10 protein-coding genes are annotated in these 17,213 nt (G+C 72.2%); 5 read left to right on the top strand and 5 right to left on the bottom strand.

Annotated elements, in window-relative coordinates; translation table 11 throughout:
- Positions 1-131: 131 nt before the first annotated feature.
- Together ACIQM4_RS31995 and ACIQM4_RS31990 are read left to right on the top strand one after the other, a co-directional pair.
- Positions 132-830 carry a M15 family metallopeptidase gene (locus ACIQM4_RS31995; protein ID WP_401598687.1) on the top strand — a complete coding sequence of 233 codons (699 nt, stop codon included), beginning with the start codon at positions 132-134 and terminating at the stop codon, positions 828-830.
- 147 nt (positions 831-977) lie between these two features.
- The gene (locus ACIQM4_RS31990; RefSeq protein ID WP_401598686.1) at positions 978-4,748 is read left to right on the top strand and encodes a glycoside hydrolase family 2 TIM barrel-domain containing protein; all 3,771 of its coding nucleotides are present in this window, start codon (positions 978-980) and stop codon (positions 4,746-4,748) included.
- Positions 4,749-4,811: 63 nt separating this feature from the next.
- Here ACIQM4_RS31990 and ACIQM4_RS31985 read toward each other — a convergent pair whose 3' ends face one another.
- Both ACIQM4_RS31985 and ACIQM4_RS31980 read right to left on the bottom strand, forming a co-directional pair.
- On the bottom strand, positions 4,812-6,818 hold the full coding sequence (locus tag ACIQM4_RS31985; RefSeq protein WP_401598685.1) for an amino acid permease: 2,007 nt from the start codon (positions 6,816-6,818) through the stop codon (positions 4,812-4,814).
- A gap of 110 nt (positions 6,819-6,928) precedes the next feature.
- Positions 6,929-8,752, bottom strand: coding sequence for a protein kinase (locus ACIQM4_RS31980; RefSeq protein ID WP_401598683.1), 1,824 nt, complete (start codon positions 8,750-8,752; stop codon positions 6,929-6,931).
- A gap of 188 nt (positions 8,753-8,940) precedes the next feature.
- Here ACIQM4_RS31980 and ACIQM4_RS31975 point away from each other — a divergent pair, with 188 nt between their 5' ends.
- Both ACIQM4_RS31975 and ACIQM4_RS31970 read left to right on the top strand, forming a co-directional pair.
- Entirely contained in the window at positions 8,941-10,110 is a 1,170-nt protein-coding gene (locus ACIQM4_RS31975; RefSeq protein ID WP_401598682.1) for a ThiF family adenylyltransferase, read from the top strand.
- Positions 10,107-10,712 (top strand): GNAT family N-acetyltransferase, encoded by a 606-nt coding sequence (locus ACIQM4_RS31970; RefSeq protein WP_401598680.1) that lies wholly within the window; start codon positions 10,107-10,109, stop codon positions 10,710-10,712. The genes ACIQM4_RS31975 and ACIQM4_RS31970 overlap by 4 nt, the downstream gene beginning before the upstream one ends.
- Positions 10,713-10,775: 63 nt before the next feature.
- On the opposite strand, the gene ACIQM4_RS31965 is transcribed toward ACIQM4_RS31970, so the two are convergent.
- Both ACIQM4_RS31965 and ACIQM4_RS31960 read right to left on the bottom strand, forming a co-directional pair.
- The gene (locus tag ACIQM4_RS31965) at positions 10,776-13,187 is read right to left on the bottom strand and encodes a phosphoketolase (RefSeq protein WP_401598678.1); all 2,412 of its coding nucleotides are present in this window, start codon (positions 13,185-13,187) and stop codon (positions 10,776-10,778) included.
- A gap of 218 nt (positions 13,188-13,405) precedes the next feature.
- Positions 13,406-15,178, bottom strand: coding sequence for a penicillin-binding transpeptidase domain-containing protein (locus tag ACIQM4_RS31960; protein ID WP_401598677.1), 1,773 nt, complete (start codon positions 15,176-15,178; stop codon positions 13,406-13,408).
- Positions 15,179-15,390: 212 nt separating this feature from the next.
- Here ACIQM4_RS31960 and ACIQM4_RS31955 point away from each other — a divergent pair, with 212 nt between their 5' ends.
- Positions 15,391-16,320, top strand: coding sequence for a phosphotransferase family protein (locus ACIQM4_RS31955; RefSeq protein ID WP_401598676.1), 930 nt, complete (start codon positions 15,391-15,393; stop codon positions 16,318-16,320).
- Here ACIQM4_RS31955 and ACIQM4_RS31950 read toward each other — a convergent pair.
- Complete coding sequence (locus tag ACIQM4_RS31950) at positions 16,301-17,071, bottom strand: alpha/beta hydrolase (RefSeq protein ID WP_401598675.1); 771 nt, start codon at positions 17,069-17,071, stop codon at positions 16,301-16,303. The two genes, ACIQM4_RS31955 and ACIQM4_RS31950, sit on opposite strands and share 20 nt — an antisense overlap.
- Between the last annotated feature and the right edge of the window lie 142 nt (positions 17,072-17,213).

Genomic DNA, 17,213 nt, shown 5'->3' with positions numbered 1-17,213 from the left:
GGGTACGGTCCTGCGGTGACGGGCCCGGGGCGCGGTGTGCACCCGGTCACCACTGGCCCGATCGGTCCTGCTCCCGGCGTCAGGACCGTGTTGGCGCGCCAGATGTGTGATCTTCGTTCTACGTTGCGCTGGTGAGCATCAGAATGCGCTTCGTCGCCTTGGCGCTGCCTCTGGCCCTGTCCGTTCCGGTTCCGGCATGCGGCCACCCGTCCGCGACGGGCGAGCGTCCGGCGCGCGCCGAGGCCACGGCTCCTCCCCCGGCCCCCGCGCTGAGCGCGGTGGTGTCCGCCGTACCCGGGGCGAAACTGCGCCACACCCTGCGTCCCGGCTGCCCCGTGCCCGCGCGTGACCTCCGGCTGATCCGGATGAATCACTGGGACTTCGACGGGCGGGTGCAGCGGGGGGAGCTCATCGTGCGCGCGAGCGTCGTCAAGGACGTCACCCAGGTGTTCGGGAAGATGTTCGCCGCCCGTTTCCCCATCCGCAGGATGCGTGTGATGGCCCACTACCGTGGCGACGACGAGGCCGCCATGGCCGACGACAACACCTCGGCGTTCAACTGCCGCCGCGTGACGGGCGATCCGTCCGAGCTGTCCCGGCACTCCTACGGGGACGCCGTCGACATCAACACCGTCGAGAACCCCTACGTCGACGCCAACGGCGTGGTGCACCCCGCAGCCGGCCGGAAGTACCTGCGCCGGGACCGTCCGGTCAAGGGAATGATCCGGCGCGGTGACGCCGTGACCACGTCAATGGCAGCGGTGGGCTGGCTCTGGGGCGGGCGCTGGCCCCACCCCGATTACCAGCACTTCTCCGCGACCGGCCAGTAGGCATCCGGGGCGGCGCCGTGTCCGATGATCTCCGCAGGTGGTGCCCCGGCCGGCGGGCCCGTTCGCGCCAGTCTTGTCATGGGCATAGCAAGAACTGTTGAGTTCTGTTAATTCAGTGTGACGGATTGATCGAATGAGAGGAATAGTGTGCGAAGGCATTCACGCTCACTGCTCGGATCCCTGCTCGCGGTCCTGACGGCCGCATGCCTGACAGCACCGGGCGCACCCGCGCGCGCCGCACCCGTCGCGCCCGTCGCCGCGGCGCCCGATGCCTACGCCTACCTGGAGAACCCCGAGCTGACCGGGGAGGGGCAACAGCCTCCGCACGCGGAACTGCGCCCGTACGCCGACCCGGACAGCGCCGCACGTCGCGGCGAGTCCACCCCGTACACCCGCTCGCTGGACGGGAGTTGGCGGCTGCACATGTCCGAGCGGCCGCAGGACGTGCCGCGCGGCTTCTACGCCGAGGACTACGACACCGGCGGATTCGAGACGGTCAGCGTCCCGCACACCTGGCAGACCGACGGGCTCGACCATCCGATGTTCCGCAACATCGCCGAGGAGATCTACCCGGACGACCCGCCCAAGGTCCCCCGCGACACCAACCCCACCGGCGCGTACGTCAAGGACATCACCCTGCCCGACAGCTGGCAGGACGACGGGCGGCGCAACTACCTCCGTTTCGAGGGCGTCACCTCGGGGTTCTTCGTCTGGGTCAACGGCCGCTACATCGGTTACGACCAAGGCGGTTACACCCCGGCGGAGTTCGACATCTCCGAGGCCCTGCACCCGGGGAAGAACCGGGTCGCCGTGCAGGTGCACCGGTGGGGCTCCGGCTCGTACCTGGAGGACGTCGACCAGTGGCGGTACAGCGGCATCTTCCGCTCCGTCTGGATGTACTCCGCGCCACGGCAGCAGATCCGGGACCTGACAATCTCCACCGACGTGGCCGCGGACAACAGGTCCGCCGTCCTCACCGCCGTCACGGATCTCGAAGGCACCCCCGACGGCACGGTGCTCAGCGGTTCGCTGCGCGGTCCTGACGGCCGGGAGGTCGCCGTCCTGCGGGCGCGGCGGGCCGAGGGCGGCAGCGCACGGCTCACGGCCGAGGTGCGCGGCCCGCAGCTCTGGAGCGACGAGACCCCCCGCCTCTACACGCTCGTCCTGCGCAACGGCCCGCACCTCACCAGCGAGAGCGTCGGCTTCCGGGAAGTCACCGTCCAGGACCGGCAGATCAAGGTCAACGGGGAGCGGATCCTCCTCAAGGGCGTCAACCGTTCGGACTCCGACCCGGACGGCGGCCGTCACGTGCCCCGCGCGCGGACGGCCCAGGACGTGGCGCTGATGAAGAAGTTCCACGTCAACGCCGTACGCACCTCGCACTACCCCTCCGACCCGTACTTCTACGAACTGGCCGACAGCGAGGGCCTGTGGGTGGACGACGAGGTCGACGTCGAGACGCACGCCCACGAGTCCTGCCCCACGGAGTGCCTGGCGGACCGCCCCGAGTGGCAGGACGCCTTCCTCGACCGCTTCGTCGCCATGGTGGAGCGCGACAAGAACCACCCCAGCGTCATCATGTGGGACACCGGCAACGAGGCCGGACTCGGCAAGGCCCACCACGCGATGGCGGACTGGGCCAGGGCCAACGACCCGACCCGGCTGCTCTACCACCAGTCCAACAGCCCGGACGGAGACGCGCCGTTCGCCGATGTCTGGGGGCCGCGCTACCCGACCCCCGAACGGCTCAAGGAGCAGGCGGCCGCCACCAAGAAGCCCGTCGTCATGGGCGAGTACGCCCACGCCATGGGCAACAGCCTCGGAAACTTCCGGGAGTTCTGGGACGAGATCCGCACCCACCCGCAGTTGCAGGGCGGCTTCATCTGGGACTGGGTCGAGCAGAACATCCGCACGGAACTGCGCGTCACACCTGACTCGTCCGGCAACCAGATCGACGCCTACCTCAATGGACTGCCCCGCCAGGTCCCGGGCCACGACGGCAAGGGGCACGCCCTTGAGCTGTCGGGCCTGGACGACTTCGTCGAGGTCTACCGGGACCGCAAGCTCGACATCACCGGCAGGGCACTGACCCTGGACGCCTGGATCAAGCCGGGCGAGTGGATGAGCAGCTTCCCCGTCGTCGGCAAGGGCGACCACGCCTACTCGCTGAAGATGAAGGACCGCGACACCCTGGAGTTCTTCGTGCACAGCGCCGCCAACGGTGGTTACCACGCGGCGCGGGCCGAGGTGCCCGACGACTTCTACGGCAACTGGCACCGCGTCAGCGGTGTCTACGACGGACAGCAGGTCAGGCTCTACCTGGACGGCGAGCAGGTGGGGGCCACGGCGTACGACGGCCCGATCGACCGTACCTCCCACGAGGTCAGCGTCGGCCGCGACTCGGAGAACATGCGCGAGGAGCACAACGGGCGCACCGCACACGGCGCCGTCGACGACGTCCGCGTCTACGACCGTGCCCTCGCCCCGAGCGACCTGCGAGGCACCGCGGACCGCTCGGACGACGCCGTCCTGGCCCTGGACCTCGACGAGGCGCCCGGCAAGGGCAGCATGTTCTCCTACGGCGGCAGCCTCTCCGGCATCGACGGCCTCGTCTCCGCCGACCGGACCCCGCAGCCGGAGACGGCGCAACTCGCGCAGGTGCACCAGCCGTTGCGGTACTCGTACGCCGAAGGCAAGCTCACCGTGCGCAGCGAGCGCGCCTTCGCCGGCACCGGCAGCACCAGGCTGCACTGGCAGGTCAGGGAAGGCTCACGCACCGTCGGCGCCGGTGACCGGGCCCTGAGCCTGGCGCCGGGGGCGAGCACCACCGTTCCGGTGCGTCTGCCGGGCAACCCGCGGGACAGGGAGCGCTTCCTGACCGTGCGCAGCACGGGCGACGTGGTGTCGCTCGACCAGTTCCCGCTGGGCGGCAGTTCGGTGCCCGGCACGACGGCTCCCACGCCGTCCGGGAAGGTGAGCGTCGCCGACAGGGACGGCTCGGTCGTCCTGACCGGAACCGGCTTCCGCTACGTACTGTCGAAGAGGACCGGCACGCTGGAGTCGATGACGGCGCACGGCACCCAGCTCCTCGCTCCTCCCCCGCGGCCGGGCGAGGAGGACGGCGTCGCGCCGGCCGGGCCGAGCCTGGACGCCTGGCGCCCGCCGCTGAGCAACGAGAGCAGCTGGGGCCGCACCATCGAGGGCGAGGACTGGCGCGCCGCCGGCCTCGACCGGCTCGTCACCACGGTGCGGTCCGTCGCCGTCGACCAGGACGACGACACGGGCGCCACGGTCCGCGTCACCTCCACGGCCGCCGCCCCCGGTCTCGCGGACACCTCGTCGTTCGACCAGACGCTGACACTGCGGGTCGACGCCGCGGGCACCGTGCGGCTGTCCCACCAGGTCGGCGCCCGGGGCGCCGCCCGGAAACTGTCGTACCTGCCGCGCATCGGGCTGCAGCTCGCGGTGCCCGACCGCTTCGACCGGTTCAGCTGGTACGGCCGCGGGCCCGAGGAGACGTACAACGACCGCAAGGACGGCTCGCCCGTCGGCGTGTACACCTCCGACGTCGACGACCAGTACGTCGGCTACCACCGCCCGCAGGACCACGGGAACCACACCGACTCCCGCTGGGCGCTGCTCACCGACGGACGCAGCGGCGGACTCCTGGTCGCAGGTGCCCACGACGTCAGCGCGACCCCGTACGCCGACATCGACCGTGCCGCGCTGCCCCATCAGCTGCGCCGCTCCCCCGGCCGCATCACCCTGCACGCCGGCCATGCGGCAAGCGGCGTCGGTGACACACCGAACGACCTGCGCACGCGCTACCAGGTGCGTGCGGACCGGGAGTACTCCTACGACCTCACACTGCGGCCCCTGAACGCACGGGAGGTGAGGCAGCAGCTGCCCGAGCAGTGAAGCCCGCGCCGTTCAGCCGACCGGCACGGCCGCCATGACCCGGGGCCGCCGCTCCGGGTCCCGTCAGCCGACGTGGACCCGGGGCCGCTGCTCCGGGTCCGGTTCGGCGCGGCGCAGCACCTCGCGGGTGACCGGTGCGACCTCGCCGTCGCCGAAGACGAGGAAGCGCAGGAGCTGGCTGATCGGGTGCCCCTCGGTCCAGTTGAAGTAGACGTGCGGGATCTCCTCGGTGCGGTCGCGCAGTTCCAGCAGGACGGCGGCCACGGTGTTGCCGATCACGGGCCCGGTGACGAGCAGCCGGCGCGCCCCGCCGGTCTCCTGGCCGTGGACGACCACGTCGGTGCGGAACTCCGACGAGTCCTGGACGTACACCTCCAGGAACAGGACCGGGCGGCCGTACGGGATGTGGGTCTCGTCGCGTTGGCTGCGCTCCTTGGCCCGGTACTCCAGGGCGGTGCGTTTGTCCGGCGGGGTCCCGGGCCGCCGGCCGGGGGGCGGTTCGTGCGCGATGATCTGCAGCGGGCCCTGGCTCGCGGCGGCGTCGACGAGGCGCTGCGCCGTCTCGTCGAAGGTCACGTCCATGGCGCGCAGTTCGAAGGCGCGGTGGATGCGCGAGGCGAGTGACAGCAGCATGATCGCGAGGATGAAGAGGCCGGCGATCCGGATGCCGTCCGGCCGCTCGACCACGTTGTCGACGAGGGTGTACGCCAGGACCGCGGTGATGGCGCCGAATCCGTACACCGCCCTGCGCCGGCCCGCGTGCCGGGCCGCGGCCGTGCAGGCGAAGGCGGCGGAGAGCATCAGTACCAGGACGCCGGTCGCGTAGGCGCCGCTCTGGTCGTCCACGCTCGCGTTGAACCAGAGCGTGATGAAGACGGCGACGGCCATGAACACCAGGACCAGCGGACGCACCGCCCGGGTCCACTCCGGGGCCATGCCGTAGCGCGGCAGGTAGCGCGGCACCAGGTTGAGCAGCCCGGCGAGGGCCGAGGCACCGGCGAACCACAGGATCGCGATGGTGGAGAGGTCGTAGACGGTGCCGAAGACCTCGCCGAGGTGCGCGTGCGCGAGGTAGGCGAGCGCCCTCCCGTTCGCGCTGCCCCCCGGCTCGAACTCCCGCTGCGGGATGAGGAGGGTCGTGGCCAGGCTGGACAGCAGCAGGAAGCAGCTCATGGTGACGGCGGCCGTCGTGAGCAGTTTGCGGGTGTCCCTGATACGTCCGAGGGGCGCGGCGTGGGTGTCGGTGGGGTCGCCCTTGACCTGCGGCATCACGGCGACGCCCGTCTCGAAGCCGGACATGCCGAGGGCCAGTTTCGGGAAGACGAGGAGCGCCACCGTGAGCATCGCGAAGGGTGAGGAGTGCTCGGTGGTCATCGCCTGCGTCCAGTCGGTGATCCGGGCCGGCTCGGTGATCACCTGCACGGCTGCGGTGACGAGGACCACGATGTTGAGCGACAGGTACACCGCCACCAGCACGACGGCGATGTTGACGGCCTCCTTGAACCCCTTGAGGAAGACCGCGCCCAGTGCGGCGAGGAGGGCCAGGGTGATGAGGGTGTGCTCCCCTTCGAGCCAGTGCGGTGCGAACGGGTTCTCCACCACGTGGGCCGCCCCGTCCGCGGCCGAGAGCGTCATGGTGATCATGAAGTCGGTGGCGGCGAAGCCGAGCAGTACGAGCACGAAGAGCTTCCCCGACCACCAGGGCAGCAGCCGCTCCAGCATGTGGATCGAGCCCTCGCCGTGCGGGGACTCCTGGGCCACCCGGCGGTAGACGGGCAGCGCGCCGAGGAGGGTGAGGGCGATCAGTACGACGGTGGCGAGCGGTGACAGCAGCCCCGCGGCGAGGGCGGCGATGCCGGGCTGGTAGCCGAGGGTGGAGAAGTAGTCCACCCCGGTGAGGCACATGACCCGCCACCACGGGTGGCCGCGGTGTTCGGCCGGGAGGGTGGCGTGCGGGCCGGGGTGCCGGGCTGACTGTTCGCTCAGCCCGTCGAGCAACCAGGCGCGACCGCCGCGCGCCGCGGCCCTGGCCCTCCGGCGGCCCGGGGCGCTCTCCTCGGTAGGGTCCATCCGCACATGATCACCCGCCGGGTCGGGCCCGGCGACTCGACCGGGCGGGGGCCGGGGCAGCGGGCGGCAGGGGCGGGCCCGGTCCGGCGGGCGACGGCGCGCGCCCCTCGTCAGTTCAGCAGGCGGAAGGTGGTGAGCACCGCCCGGTGGTCGGACGGCCAGCCCTGTCCCGCGCCGACGGTGCGCGATGCCAGTGCCTTCGTCGCTCCGCCCTTGTGCAGGACGAAGTCGATGCGGTCCTGCGGTTCGGGCCGGTCGTCGTGGTCGGTGTTCCGCTTCGCCACCGTGGACCAGGTGTCGCCGCGGTCCGCGGCCGGGTCGGGGTGCACCTCGCGGAAGGAGTCCTGGAAGCCGTGGTCGGCGAACGCCTTCGTCGTCGGCCACTCCACCACCGAGTCGCAGTGGTGGTCCTTGGTGTCCTCGGTCCAGTCCAGGTGGGAGGGGCCGTTGAGGTCGCCCGCGACGATCGCCGGCGCGGACCCGGTCCACCGGGCGACGGCCGCCGCCTGCGCCGCGCGGCTCTCCTCGTCGGCGTAGATGTCCTGGTAGCTGTCCTCGTCGAAGCAGGCGTTGTACGGACCGTAGTTCTCCGGATCCAGGCGTACCGAGTACACCCAGACCCCCGACACACGCACCGCGACCGCCTCGGCGCCGCTGTCGTCGTCGGTGAAGGAGTCCTGCGCCTGTACGGGTCTGCGACTGAGCAGGTCGACGCCCGCGTCGCCGTCCGTACGGTGGCGCCAGCCGAGTGCCGCGGCCACCTGCGAGGTCAGGGCGGGGGACGACTCCTGAAGGGCCACCACGTCCGCGCCCGACGACCTGATCGCACGGGCCATGGCCCCGGCCGCGCCGTCGACGTGCTGCCCCGCGTCCCAGGTGTTCAGCGTCATGACCCGCAGCTCCTTCTTCGCCTGAGCCGCGGCGCCTTCCGCACCTCCCGAGCCCGCGCGGGGCGCCGACCGCTCATGGAGCACGGTGGCGGCGACGGCGCTGCCGCCCACCAGGAGCAGGGCCGCCGCGACCACCAGCGACCTGCGCAAGGCCCTGCTCCGGCGGCGGCGTGCGGGCGCCGGTACGGGACCTGTCCACAGGCGCGTGTCACCTCGGGAGGGCCCGGCGCCCTGGGCCACCGTACGCAGTACCCGTGCCACCTCCTCGGGAGCGGGCCGCTCGGCCGGGTCCTTGCGCAGCAGGCTCTCCAGCAGGCCGCCGAGCGGGCCGGCCGCGGCCGGGATCTCGGCCGGCTCGCTCGCCACGGCGTGCAGGGAGGCGACGGGCACCTGGCGGGCGAAGGGCGAGCGCCCGCCGATCAGGGCGGCCAGCGTGCAGCCCAGCGAGAACAGATCACTCGCCGGCCCGACGTCCCCGCCGGTCAGCCGCTCCGGGGCGATGTACTCGACCGACCCCAGGACGCCGCCGGGCACCGTGAGCGAGTCCGCGCCGGCGAGCGTGGCGATCCCGAAGTCGCACAGCACCACGGCGCCGTCCGGGCGCAGCAGCACGTTCGCCGGCTTCACGTCCCGGTGCAGGGCGCCCACCGCGTGCACCGCTCCCAGCGCGTCGAGGAGCTGTGCGCCGATTTCGGCCACCCGCCGGACGTCGAGAGGGCCGTTCTGCGCCACGTGATCGGCGAGCGAGGGCCCGTCGACGAACTCCGTGACCAGCCATGCCCGGTCGTCCTGGTGGACCAGGTCGTAGATGTCGATCACGTGCGGATGGGCGATCCGAGCCACGGCGAGGGCCTCGCGGCGGGCCCGCTCCCAGCGCTCCTCGCGTGCCTCGCCGGCCGGCTGCGGATGCGTCTCCTTGACGGCGACGACCCGTTCCAGGACCTGGTCGGTGGCGCGCCAGACCGTGCCCATGCCGCCGCGGCCCAAGGGTTCGACCAGGAGGTACCGGCCGCCCACCAGGCGCTGTCCATCCGTGCTGCTCATCCGTCCAACCTACTGATCACCCGGGTGCCGGCCGAAACCGCCCCCGGCGCGCTGACTGGTGGCGCAGGTGATCGCGGCCGGTCCGTCGGCGACGGTCGCGGGCAGGGTACAAGTAGAAGATCAATTCGAGTACGTGACCTCGGGTGACGGGACGCTTTCCCCGCAGCTGGATTGCTAGCGTCCTGGCCGTGACTCATCTTCTCGAATCCGGCCAGGTGCCGGACCCCTTCGTCGTGCCCGCGCCCCGCGAGGCTGATGAAACCTTTCGCCCGGTACTGCTGGATCCCGCGGACCCTGCCGGCTCCGCCGCCCTCGCCGCCCTGCGGGACTCCGGCCGGCTGCACGAGGTGCACGACCGGATCGAGGACCAGGTCGCGGAGTTGGTGCGCTGCCGGGCGCCGCGGGCAGCACTCGACGAGCGGGCGTCGGCCCGCGCGGTCGCCGAGGTCGTCGACGGCCGGCCGGACGCGTACGGCCGGTGGGCCTGGTACCCGTGGTCGGGAAGGCTGGTCCACGTGCTGCCCGAGGCGGAGTTCCGCCTGGTGCGCACGGACCGCAACCGCGACAAGATCACCCGCGAGCAGCAGCACGGGCTGCTGCGCCGCCGGGTGGGTGTCATCGGTCTCTCGGTCGGCAGCAGCGCCGCGCTGACGTGTGCGATGGAGGGCGTCGGCGGGTCCTTCCGGCTGGCCGACTTCGACCGGATCAGTCTCTCCAACCTGAACCGGCTGCGTGCCGGGGTGCACGAACTCGGCAGCGAGAAGAGCGTGCTGTGCGCCCGGAGCATGTACGAACTGGACCCCTATCTGGACATCGAGATCCACCGGGGCGGCGTCACCGAGGACACGATCGAGGACTTCTTCGCCGACGCCGAGGACGGCCGTGGCCTGGACGTGCTGGTCGAGGAGTGCGACACCCCCTGGGTGAAGGTGGCCGCCCGCGAGCACGCCCGCCGCCGCGGGGTCCCGGTCCTCATGGACACCAACGACCGCGGGCTGCTGGACATCGAGCGCTTCGACCTCGAACCGGACCGCCCGCTCTTCCACGGCCGCGCCGGCGCCCTGACCGCAGCCGACGTACGCGCCCTCGACCGCGACCGCAGCATCCGCTTCCTTCTCGACGTCGTCGACGAACGGCGGCTGAGCCCCGCGATGACCGACGCCCTCGGCCGTATCGGCGACACTCTCTCCAGCTGGCCGCAACTGGCCAGCGGGGTCATGCTCGGCGCGGCCCTCGTCGCCGACACCGCCCGCCGCATCCTGCTCGGCGAGCCGCTGCCCTCCGGCCGCCACTGCGTGGACCTCGACGCGCTCATCCCGGCCCAGGAACTGCCCCAGCCGCAGGGAGCCGCCTCGTGAACGCGGTCCCGCCGCTCCAGGGGGAGCACCTGCGCCTGCGGGAACTGCACGCGGGCGATCACGAGGCCTTCGCGCGGATCCTCACCCACCGGCTCCTGACCCGCTACCTCGGCATCGACCGGATGACCGCCGAGCAGGCCCACGACGCCTTCGCCCAGAGCCTCGCCGGGCCGCACGCCCAACCGCGCCGCAAGTACACCCTCGCCGTCTGCCCTCCCGACGGGGACACCCTCGTGGGCACCATGGGCCTGCTGGTGGAGGACTACGGCAGCAACGCCATGCTCACCAGCCTCACCCTCCTCCCGGGAACGCCCGTGCGCGGTCACGGTTACGAGGCCGGCCGCCTGCTCATGGCCTACGGGTTCGGACAGCTGGGGCTGCACCGCATCTGGGCGGGCCACCGCAGCGACCACCACCTGATGTCCACCGTGATGCTCGCCGCGGGCCTGCACCCGGAGGCGACCTTGCGCCAGCTGTTCCGCACCCAGGGCATCTGGCACGACGTCACCACCTACGCCGCCGTCGCCCCCGAGTGGAAGCTCCAGGCCACCGAGGGCGAACTCGCCATCCTTGACGGCGCCCGCCCCCTCGCACGGCACTGAGCACAGGGGCGGGGTCAACGGTCTCTGCCGCCGGCCCCGCCCCTGTGCTCCACCGGGGCGGGGTCAGCTCCCCCAGGACCAGTCCCGTACCTCGGGCAGGTCGATGCCGTGGGTGCGTACGTATGCGTGGTGGCGCAGCCGGGCGTCCTCCATGCGCTGGCGCACCTCCACCGCCCGGACGCCGAGCCCCGGCACCCGGTCGATGACGTCCATCACGAGCCGGTAACGGTCCAGGTCGTTGGCGACCACCATGTCGAACGGGGTGGTGGTCGTGCCGTACTCCTTGTACCCGCGTACGTGCAGCTGCGGGTGGACCGCACGGCGGTAGGCCAGCCGGTGCACGAGCCAGGGGTAGCCGTGGAAGCCGAAGATCACCGGCTTGTCGCGGGTGAAGAGGGCGTCGAACTCCGCGTCCGGCATGCCGTGCGGATGCTCGCTCTCCGGCAGCAGCCTCGCGAGGTCGACCACGTTGACCACCCGCACCGCGAGCTCCGGCAGGTGGGTGCGCAGCAGGTCCGCCGCCGCCAGCACCTCCAGGGTGGGCACGTCACCCGCGCAGGCCAGGACGACGTCCGGCTCTCCACCGCGGTCCTCGGTGCCCGCCCACGGCCACACCCCGGCGCCCCGCGCGCAGTGCGCGCGTGCCTCGTCCAGGCTCAGCCAGTCGAAGGTGGGCTGCTTGCCCGCCACGACGACGTTCACGTAGTCACGCGAGGCGAGGCAGTGCTCGGCCGTGGAGAGCAGCGTGTTGGTGTCCGGCGGCAGATAGACGCGCACCGCCTCCGGGCTCTTGTTGAGGACGTGGCCGATGAATCCGGGGTCCTGGTGGGAGAAGCCGTTGTGGTCCTGCCGCCACACATGGGAGGTCAGCAGGTAGTTGAGGGAGGCGATGGGCGCCCGCCAGGGCAGCTTGCGGCTGGTGCGCAGCCACTTGATGTGCTGGTTGACCATGGAGTCGACGATGTGCACGAACGCCTCGTAGCAGGAGAAGAACCCGTGGCGCCCGGTCAGGAGGTAGCCCTCAAGCCAGCCCTGGCAGGTGTGTTCGGAGAGGATCTCCATCACCCGTCCGTGCCGGGAGAGGTCCTCGTCCACGTCGTGGATCTCTGCCTGCCAGGCCTTGCCCGACGCGCCGTACACCGCGTCCAGCCGGTTGGAGGCGGTCTCGTCCGGGCCGACGAGCCGGAAGTCCCGGCGTTCGGCGGTGTCGGCCATCACCTGCCGCAGGTAGCCGCCGAGCACCCGGGTCGGTTCGCTGCGCGAGGCGCCGGGGCCGCTCACGTCGACCGCGAAGCCCTCCAGCGGTTTGAGGGGCAGCGAGCGCAGGAGCAGGCCTCCGTTGGCGTGCGGACCGGCCCCCAGACGCAGCGTGCCCCGCGGGGTGAGGTCGAGAAGTCCGGGGACCGGGCTCCCTGCGTCGTCGAAGAGTTCCTCGGGCCGGTAGGAGCGCAGCCACTCCTCCAGCTGGTGACGGTGCTCGGCGCTCTCGCGGACGTTGGCCAGCGGGACCTGGTGGGCGCGCCAGGTCCCCTCGACCTGCTTGCCGTCCACCGTCCTGGGGCCGGTCCAGCCCTTCGGGGTACGCAGCACGATCATGGGCCAGCGCGGTGCGGAGGCACCCTTCGGGCTCTCGGTGCCCCGGCCGGTCCTGGCCGCGTGCTGGATGGCGGCGATCCGGTCCAGGCAGCCGTCGAGGGCGGTGGCGAAGTCCCGGTGGACCGTCAGGGGGTCGTCACCCGTGACGTGTACGGGCTCGTACCCGTACCCGCGCATCAGCTCGTCGAGCTGGCCCTCCGGCAGCCTGGCCGGGACCGTCGGGTTGGCGATCTTGTAGCCGTTCAGGTGCAGCACCGGCAGGACGGCGCCGTCGTGCACCGGGTCCAGGAAGGTGCTGGAGTGCCAGGAGGCGGCCAGGGGGCCGGTCTCGGACTCGCCGTCGCCGATGACGCACACCGACAGCAGGTCCGGGTTGTCGAACGCGGCGCCGTACGCGTGCGAGAGGGAGTAGCCGAGTTCCCCGCCCTCGTGGATGGAGCCCGGCGTCTCGGGGGCGACGTGGCTGGGGACCCCTCCGGGGAAGGAGAACTGGCGGAAGAGCCTGGCCATCCCCTCCGCGTCGCGGGTGACGTCGGGGTAGGTCTCCGTGTACGTGCCGTCCAGCCAGGAGTTCGCGAGGACGGCGGGCCCGCCGTGGCCGGGTCCCCATACGCAGACGGCGGCCTGGTTCCGCGCCTTGATGACGCGGTTGAGGTGGACGTGCACCAGGTTGAGCCCGGGTGAGGTGCCGAAGTGGCCCAGCAGCCTCGGTTTGATGTCCTCGGCCGCGAGGGGGCGCCTCAGCAGCGGGTTGTCCATCAGGTAGATCTGCCCCACCGAGAGGTAGTTGGCAGCTCTCCAGTACCTGTCCATCGCCGCGAGTTCGGCGGCGGGGGGCGGTTCGAGGGCTGAGATCCGGTCCGCTGCGCTGTCGCTCATTTCCGCTCCTTGGAGAACCACGGACCCCAACGTAGTCGCGTACCGGGCCCCACGCCTCCCAGGGAATTCCCGGGAGCACGTGACGACCTTTCCCAGGTGCCCCCGGAGGGGGAGTTCATGTTGCGCTTTCCCAGGTGCCCCCGGAGGGGGGCATGCCGCGCCCGAGCCCGGACGCCCTTCCTGCTCGTTCTCGTTCTCTCTTCTTACCGACTCTCTGCTCACTGATCGCTGTCGACCGCCTTGAGTACGGCTGCCACCAGCGGGCCCGCGGACTCGCCGCCCCTGCCTCCGCGTTGCATCACGGCCGCAGCGGCGATGTCGCCGTGCCAGGCCGCGAACCAGCCGTTCGGCTTCTCCTGCCCAATCACCTCGGCCGAACCGGTCTTGGCCCCGACGTCCCCGTGCAGCTCCCGCATGGAACCGGCCGCCGAACCTGACGTCGCCGTCGTGTGCAACAGGTCCTTCAGCTGCTGGTGCGCGGCGGCCTCCAACGGCCGCCGGGCCGCGGTCGGCGTGCGGTGGCCGAGGGCGGGCGCCACGAGGTAGGGCTGGGTGAAGCGTCCCGTCCTGGCGGTGGAGATGACCGACGCCATGGTCAGCGGGTTCATCCGCACCTGGCCCTGACCGATCATCGAGGCCGCCTTCGACGCCGCGTGCTCCACGGGCACGGACCCGGTGAAGGCGGGGAGACCGACCGACCAGGGCGCGCCGATCCCGAAGACGTCCCTGGCCTGCCTGGACAGGTCCTCGTCCGCGACCTTGCCCGCCTGGGTGATGAATGCGGTGTTGCAGGACGCGGCGAAGCTGCTGCGGAACGTACCGCCGGGGATGTCGAAGTCGTCGACGTTGTGGAACTGCCAGCCGCCGTACGAGGCGGTCTTCGGGCACGGGTGCGGCTTGTCCGACGAGGCCAGGCCCTTCTCCAGCAGCAGGGACCCCGTGATCATCTTCATGGTCGAGCCGGGTGCGAGGCGGCCCACCAGGGCGGTGTTCGGGCCGTCCGTACGGCTGTTGGCGACCGCCAGGATCTCGCCGCTCGACGGCTTCAGGACCACGATGGACGCGTCGGCGCGCAGGGCGGCCTCGCGCTCGGCCACCTTCTGCACGCTGGCGTCGAGGGTGGTCCGCAGTGGCTTGGACGCACCTGCGGCGACGGACAGCAGGGGCGCGTCGCGGGGCGGTACGGCGTCCGGGGGCGCCGCCGCCGCACGGGACGCCGCCGCTTCCGGAGCCGCTGGGGACGCCGCCGCGTCCGGGGGCGGTGTCGATGCCTGGGACGCCGCCGCGCCCGGGGGCGGCGCCGCCGCACGGGACGCCGCCGCGTCCGTGCTTGTCGCCGTCGTCGGTTCGACGCGGAGTTCGACGCCGGGGCTGCCGCCCGCCGTCCTCCCGTACGTCTGGCGCAGGCCGTCCAGGACCTGGCCGAGCGAGGGGAACTCCCGCACGTCCAGCATGCGTCCGTCGCGCGCCGTCGCACGGATCGCAACGGGTCCCGTCTCCCGTACCGCCAGCCGCTTGTCCGCACCCAGCCGGGGATGCAGCACCCGGGGGTCCCAGTGGACGACCGCCTGCCCGTCCCCGGCCCGCCGCACCACGGTGAGCGCGCTCTCGTACGCCAGGGGCGCGCGAGCCCCGCGGTACGCGAACTCGGCCCGCACCGAGTACGGAACCCGCGCACCGGCCGGCACGCCCGCGCGGAGGTCCCGCGCGTCGAGATGGGCACGCTCCTGGAAGTCGCGCAGCGCGGCGTCGGCGTTCGTCACGTCGTCGGTCCGCTCCGCCGCCGCCGTGGCGTCGCCCCTCCCCCACGCGTCGAGGAACGCGTCGGCCGCCGCCCGGACCTCCGACGCGGTCGGCGGCCCGGTCCTCGGATCCTGCTGGCCGCCGAACACGGTCCACGCGCCGATCCCCGCGCCGGCCAGTCCGAGCGAAGCCACGCCCGCGACCCAGAGGTTCCGCCTCCTGGGGATGTTGCGCCGCTCGCCGCCCACGGGTTCTCCGCCCTGCCGCTGGTTGGTCCCGACGCCTCACAGTAGGACGGCCGGACCGGCGCCCCCCTGCCGGAGTGCGCCGTTCAGGGACTGCGTGGCGTGCCTGCCTGCGGCCGTTGCGCGTGACGCCGTTCAGGTGGTGAGGTGCAACGGTGGCCCCCGGCGATGAGACAGCTGAGAGCTCGGCCGTCCGCCCCCTGACGCTGGCCTGGGTGCGTCGGCAGCTGGGGGCCGACGAGTGGATCGCCGGGGCGCGGGCGCTGCACGGCGGCATCACCGCCGAGATGCGCCGGCTGACCATTTGCACGCGGGACGGGGGCACCCGCGACCTCGTGCTGCGGACCTACGTCGACGCGGAGTGCGCCGAGGACCGGCTCGACAGGGAAGCCCGCGCGCTGACCGACCTCACGGGCACGGGTGTGCCGGCTCCCCGGCTGGTGGCGGTCGACCCGACGGCCGCGCACGGCGAGTACCCCTCGCTCCTGATGACACATCTGGAAGGCCGGACGGTCCTCGACGAGGTGGGGGTGGAGGCGCGCGTTCCGCTGCTGGCGAGGCAACTTGTGGCGATCCACGCGCTACGGCCCGCTGCGCGGCCCCGGGAGTACGTGACGCGGACGACCGCCGACACCGTCGTGGTGCCGAGGTGCGCCGACGCGGCGGTGTGGGTGGCGGCGGTCGACGTCATCCGCCGGCCACCGCCGCTCTCGGCTGGGAGCTTCCTGCACCGGGACTTCCAGCCCGGCAACGTGCTGTTCGACGTGCCGCCGACCTGGCCGGCGGACGCCAGGATCACCGGTGTCGTCGACTGGGCAGCGGCCTCCTGGGGCCCGGCGGACCTCGATGTCGCACACTGCTCCACCAATCTCGCGCTGCTGCACGGTCCGGCGTGGGGGCCGCGGTTCGCCGAGGCGTACGAAGAGGCGGGCGGGGTACTGGCGGCGGCCGCGAGCGAGCGGCTGTCCTGGCAGGTACGCGACGCCCTGGCGTGCTCGGAGGAGGTACGGCAGGTGTCGCAGCCGTGGCGGGAGGCCGGCAGACCGGACCTGACGACGCCGGTGGTGGAGGGCCGGCTCGACACCTACCTTTCGGCCCTGATGCACGCACCGGGGCACGGCCACCTCACCTCAGATGTCGGGTGAGGAACCGGGCCGCCGCGTCGCCCGCTGACTGCGGGACACCGGTGTGCCCGCCGAGGTGCGCGTGCAGCGATTTCTCCTCGGAGCCGAACGCGTCGAACAGGTCCAGCGCCGCCTGCCGGTCGTTGCCCTCGTCGTCCCACTGCAACAGGACGTGCAGCGGAACGGTGACCCGCCTGGCCTCCTCGAACACCGCGCGAGGCACGAAACTCCCGGCGAACAGCACGGCGGCCGCAACGCGATGCTCGACCGCGGCCAGCCTGACCCCGACGGAGATCACTCCCCCCGAGTAACCGACCGGCCCGCCGATCTCCGGCAGTGCGAGCAGCGCGTCCAGGGCGGACTGCCATTCCGGGACCGCCTGGTCGACCAGCGGCAGAACGAGGGCGTCGACGATCTCGTCGCTGACCGGTTCGCCCGCCTCGATCGCGCGCCGCAGGTCGGCGCGGGCCTGCTCGGCGGCGGGCTGACGGGGCCGGTCGCCGCTGCCCGGGAGTTCGATGGTTGCCGAGGCGAAGCCGTCCGCCGCGGAGCGCCGGGCACGGTCCACCAGCCGGGGATACATCTTGCGGAGCCCGAGGGGTGGGTGGCCGAGGAGGATCAGGGGAGCCGGGCCCGGGGCCGGGGCCGGATCCGGAGCCATGCCCGGTACAGGTGCCGCCGGGGGCGTCCACAGGATGCCGGGGATCTCCCCGAGGGTGAATTCTCGTTCGAGTACGCCGTCGTCGAGGCGCTGCTCGGAAGTGAAACGCATGGTCGTGCCTTTCGGGAGTGCACTGGAACGGCGCTCCCGGACGACCTGCCTACCGCCCGACCGTGACCCCTGGGGGGAGCACCCATGTCGATACTGCGTTCACGGGTACCACCTCCTCTGTCGCTCGCACGGCCTCCGGAAA

Origin of the sequence: Streptomyces sp. NPDC091272 (assembly GCF_044757485.1) — a bacterium.
In the GTDB taxonomy this organism is placed as follows: Bacteria; Actinomycetota; Actinomycetes; order Streptomycetales; family Streptomycetaceae; genus Streptomyces.
The sequence above is the reverse complement of the archived record's forward strand: the minus strand, read 5'-3'. Positions and strand labels throughout refer to the sequence as shown.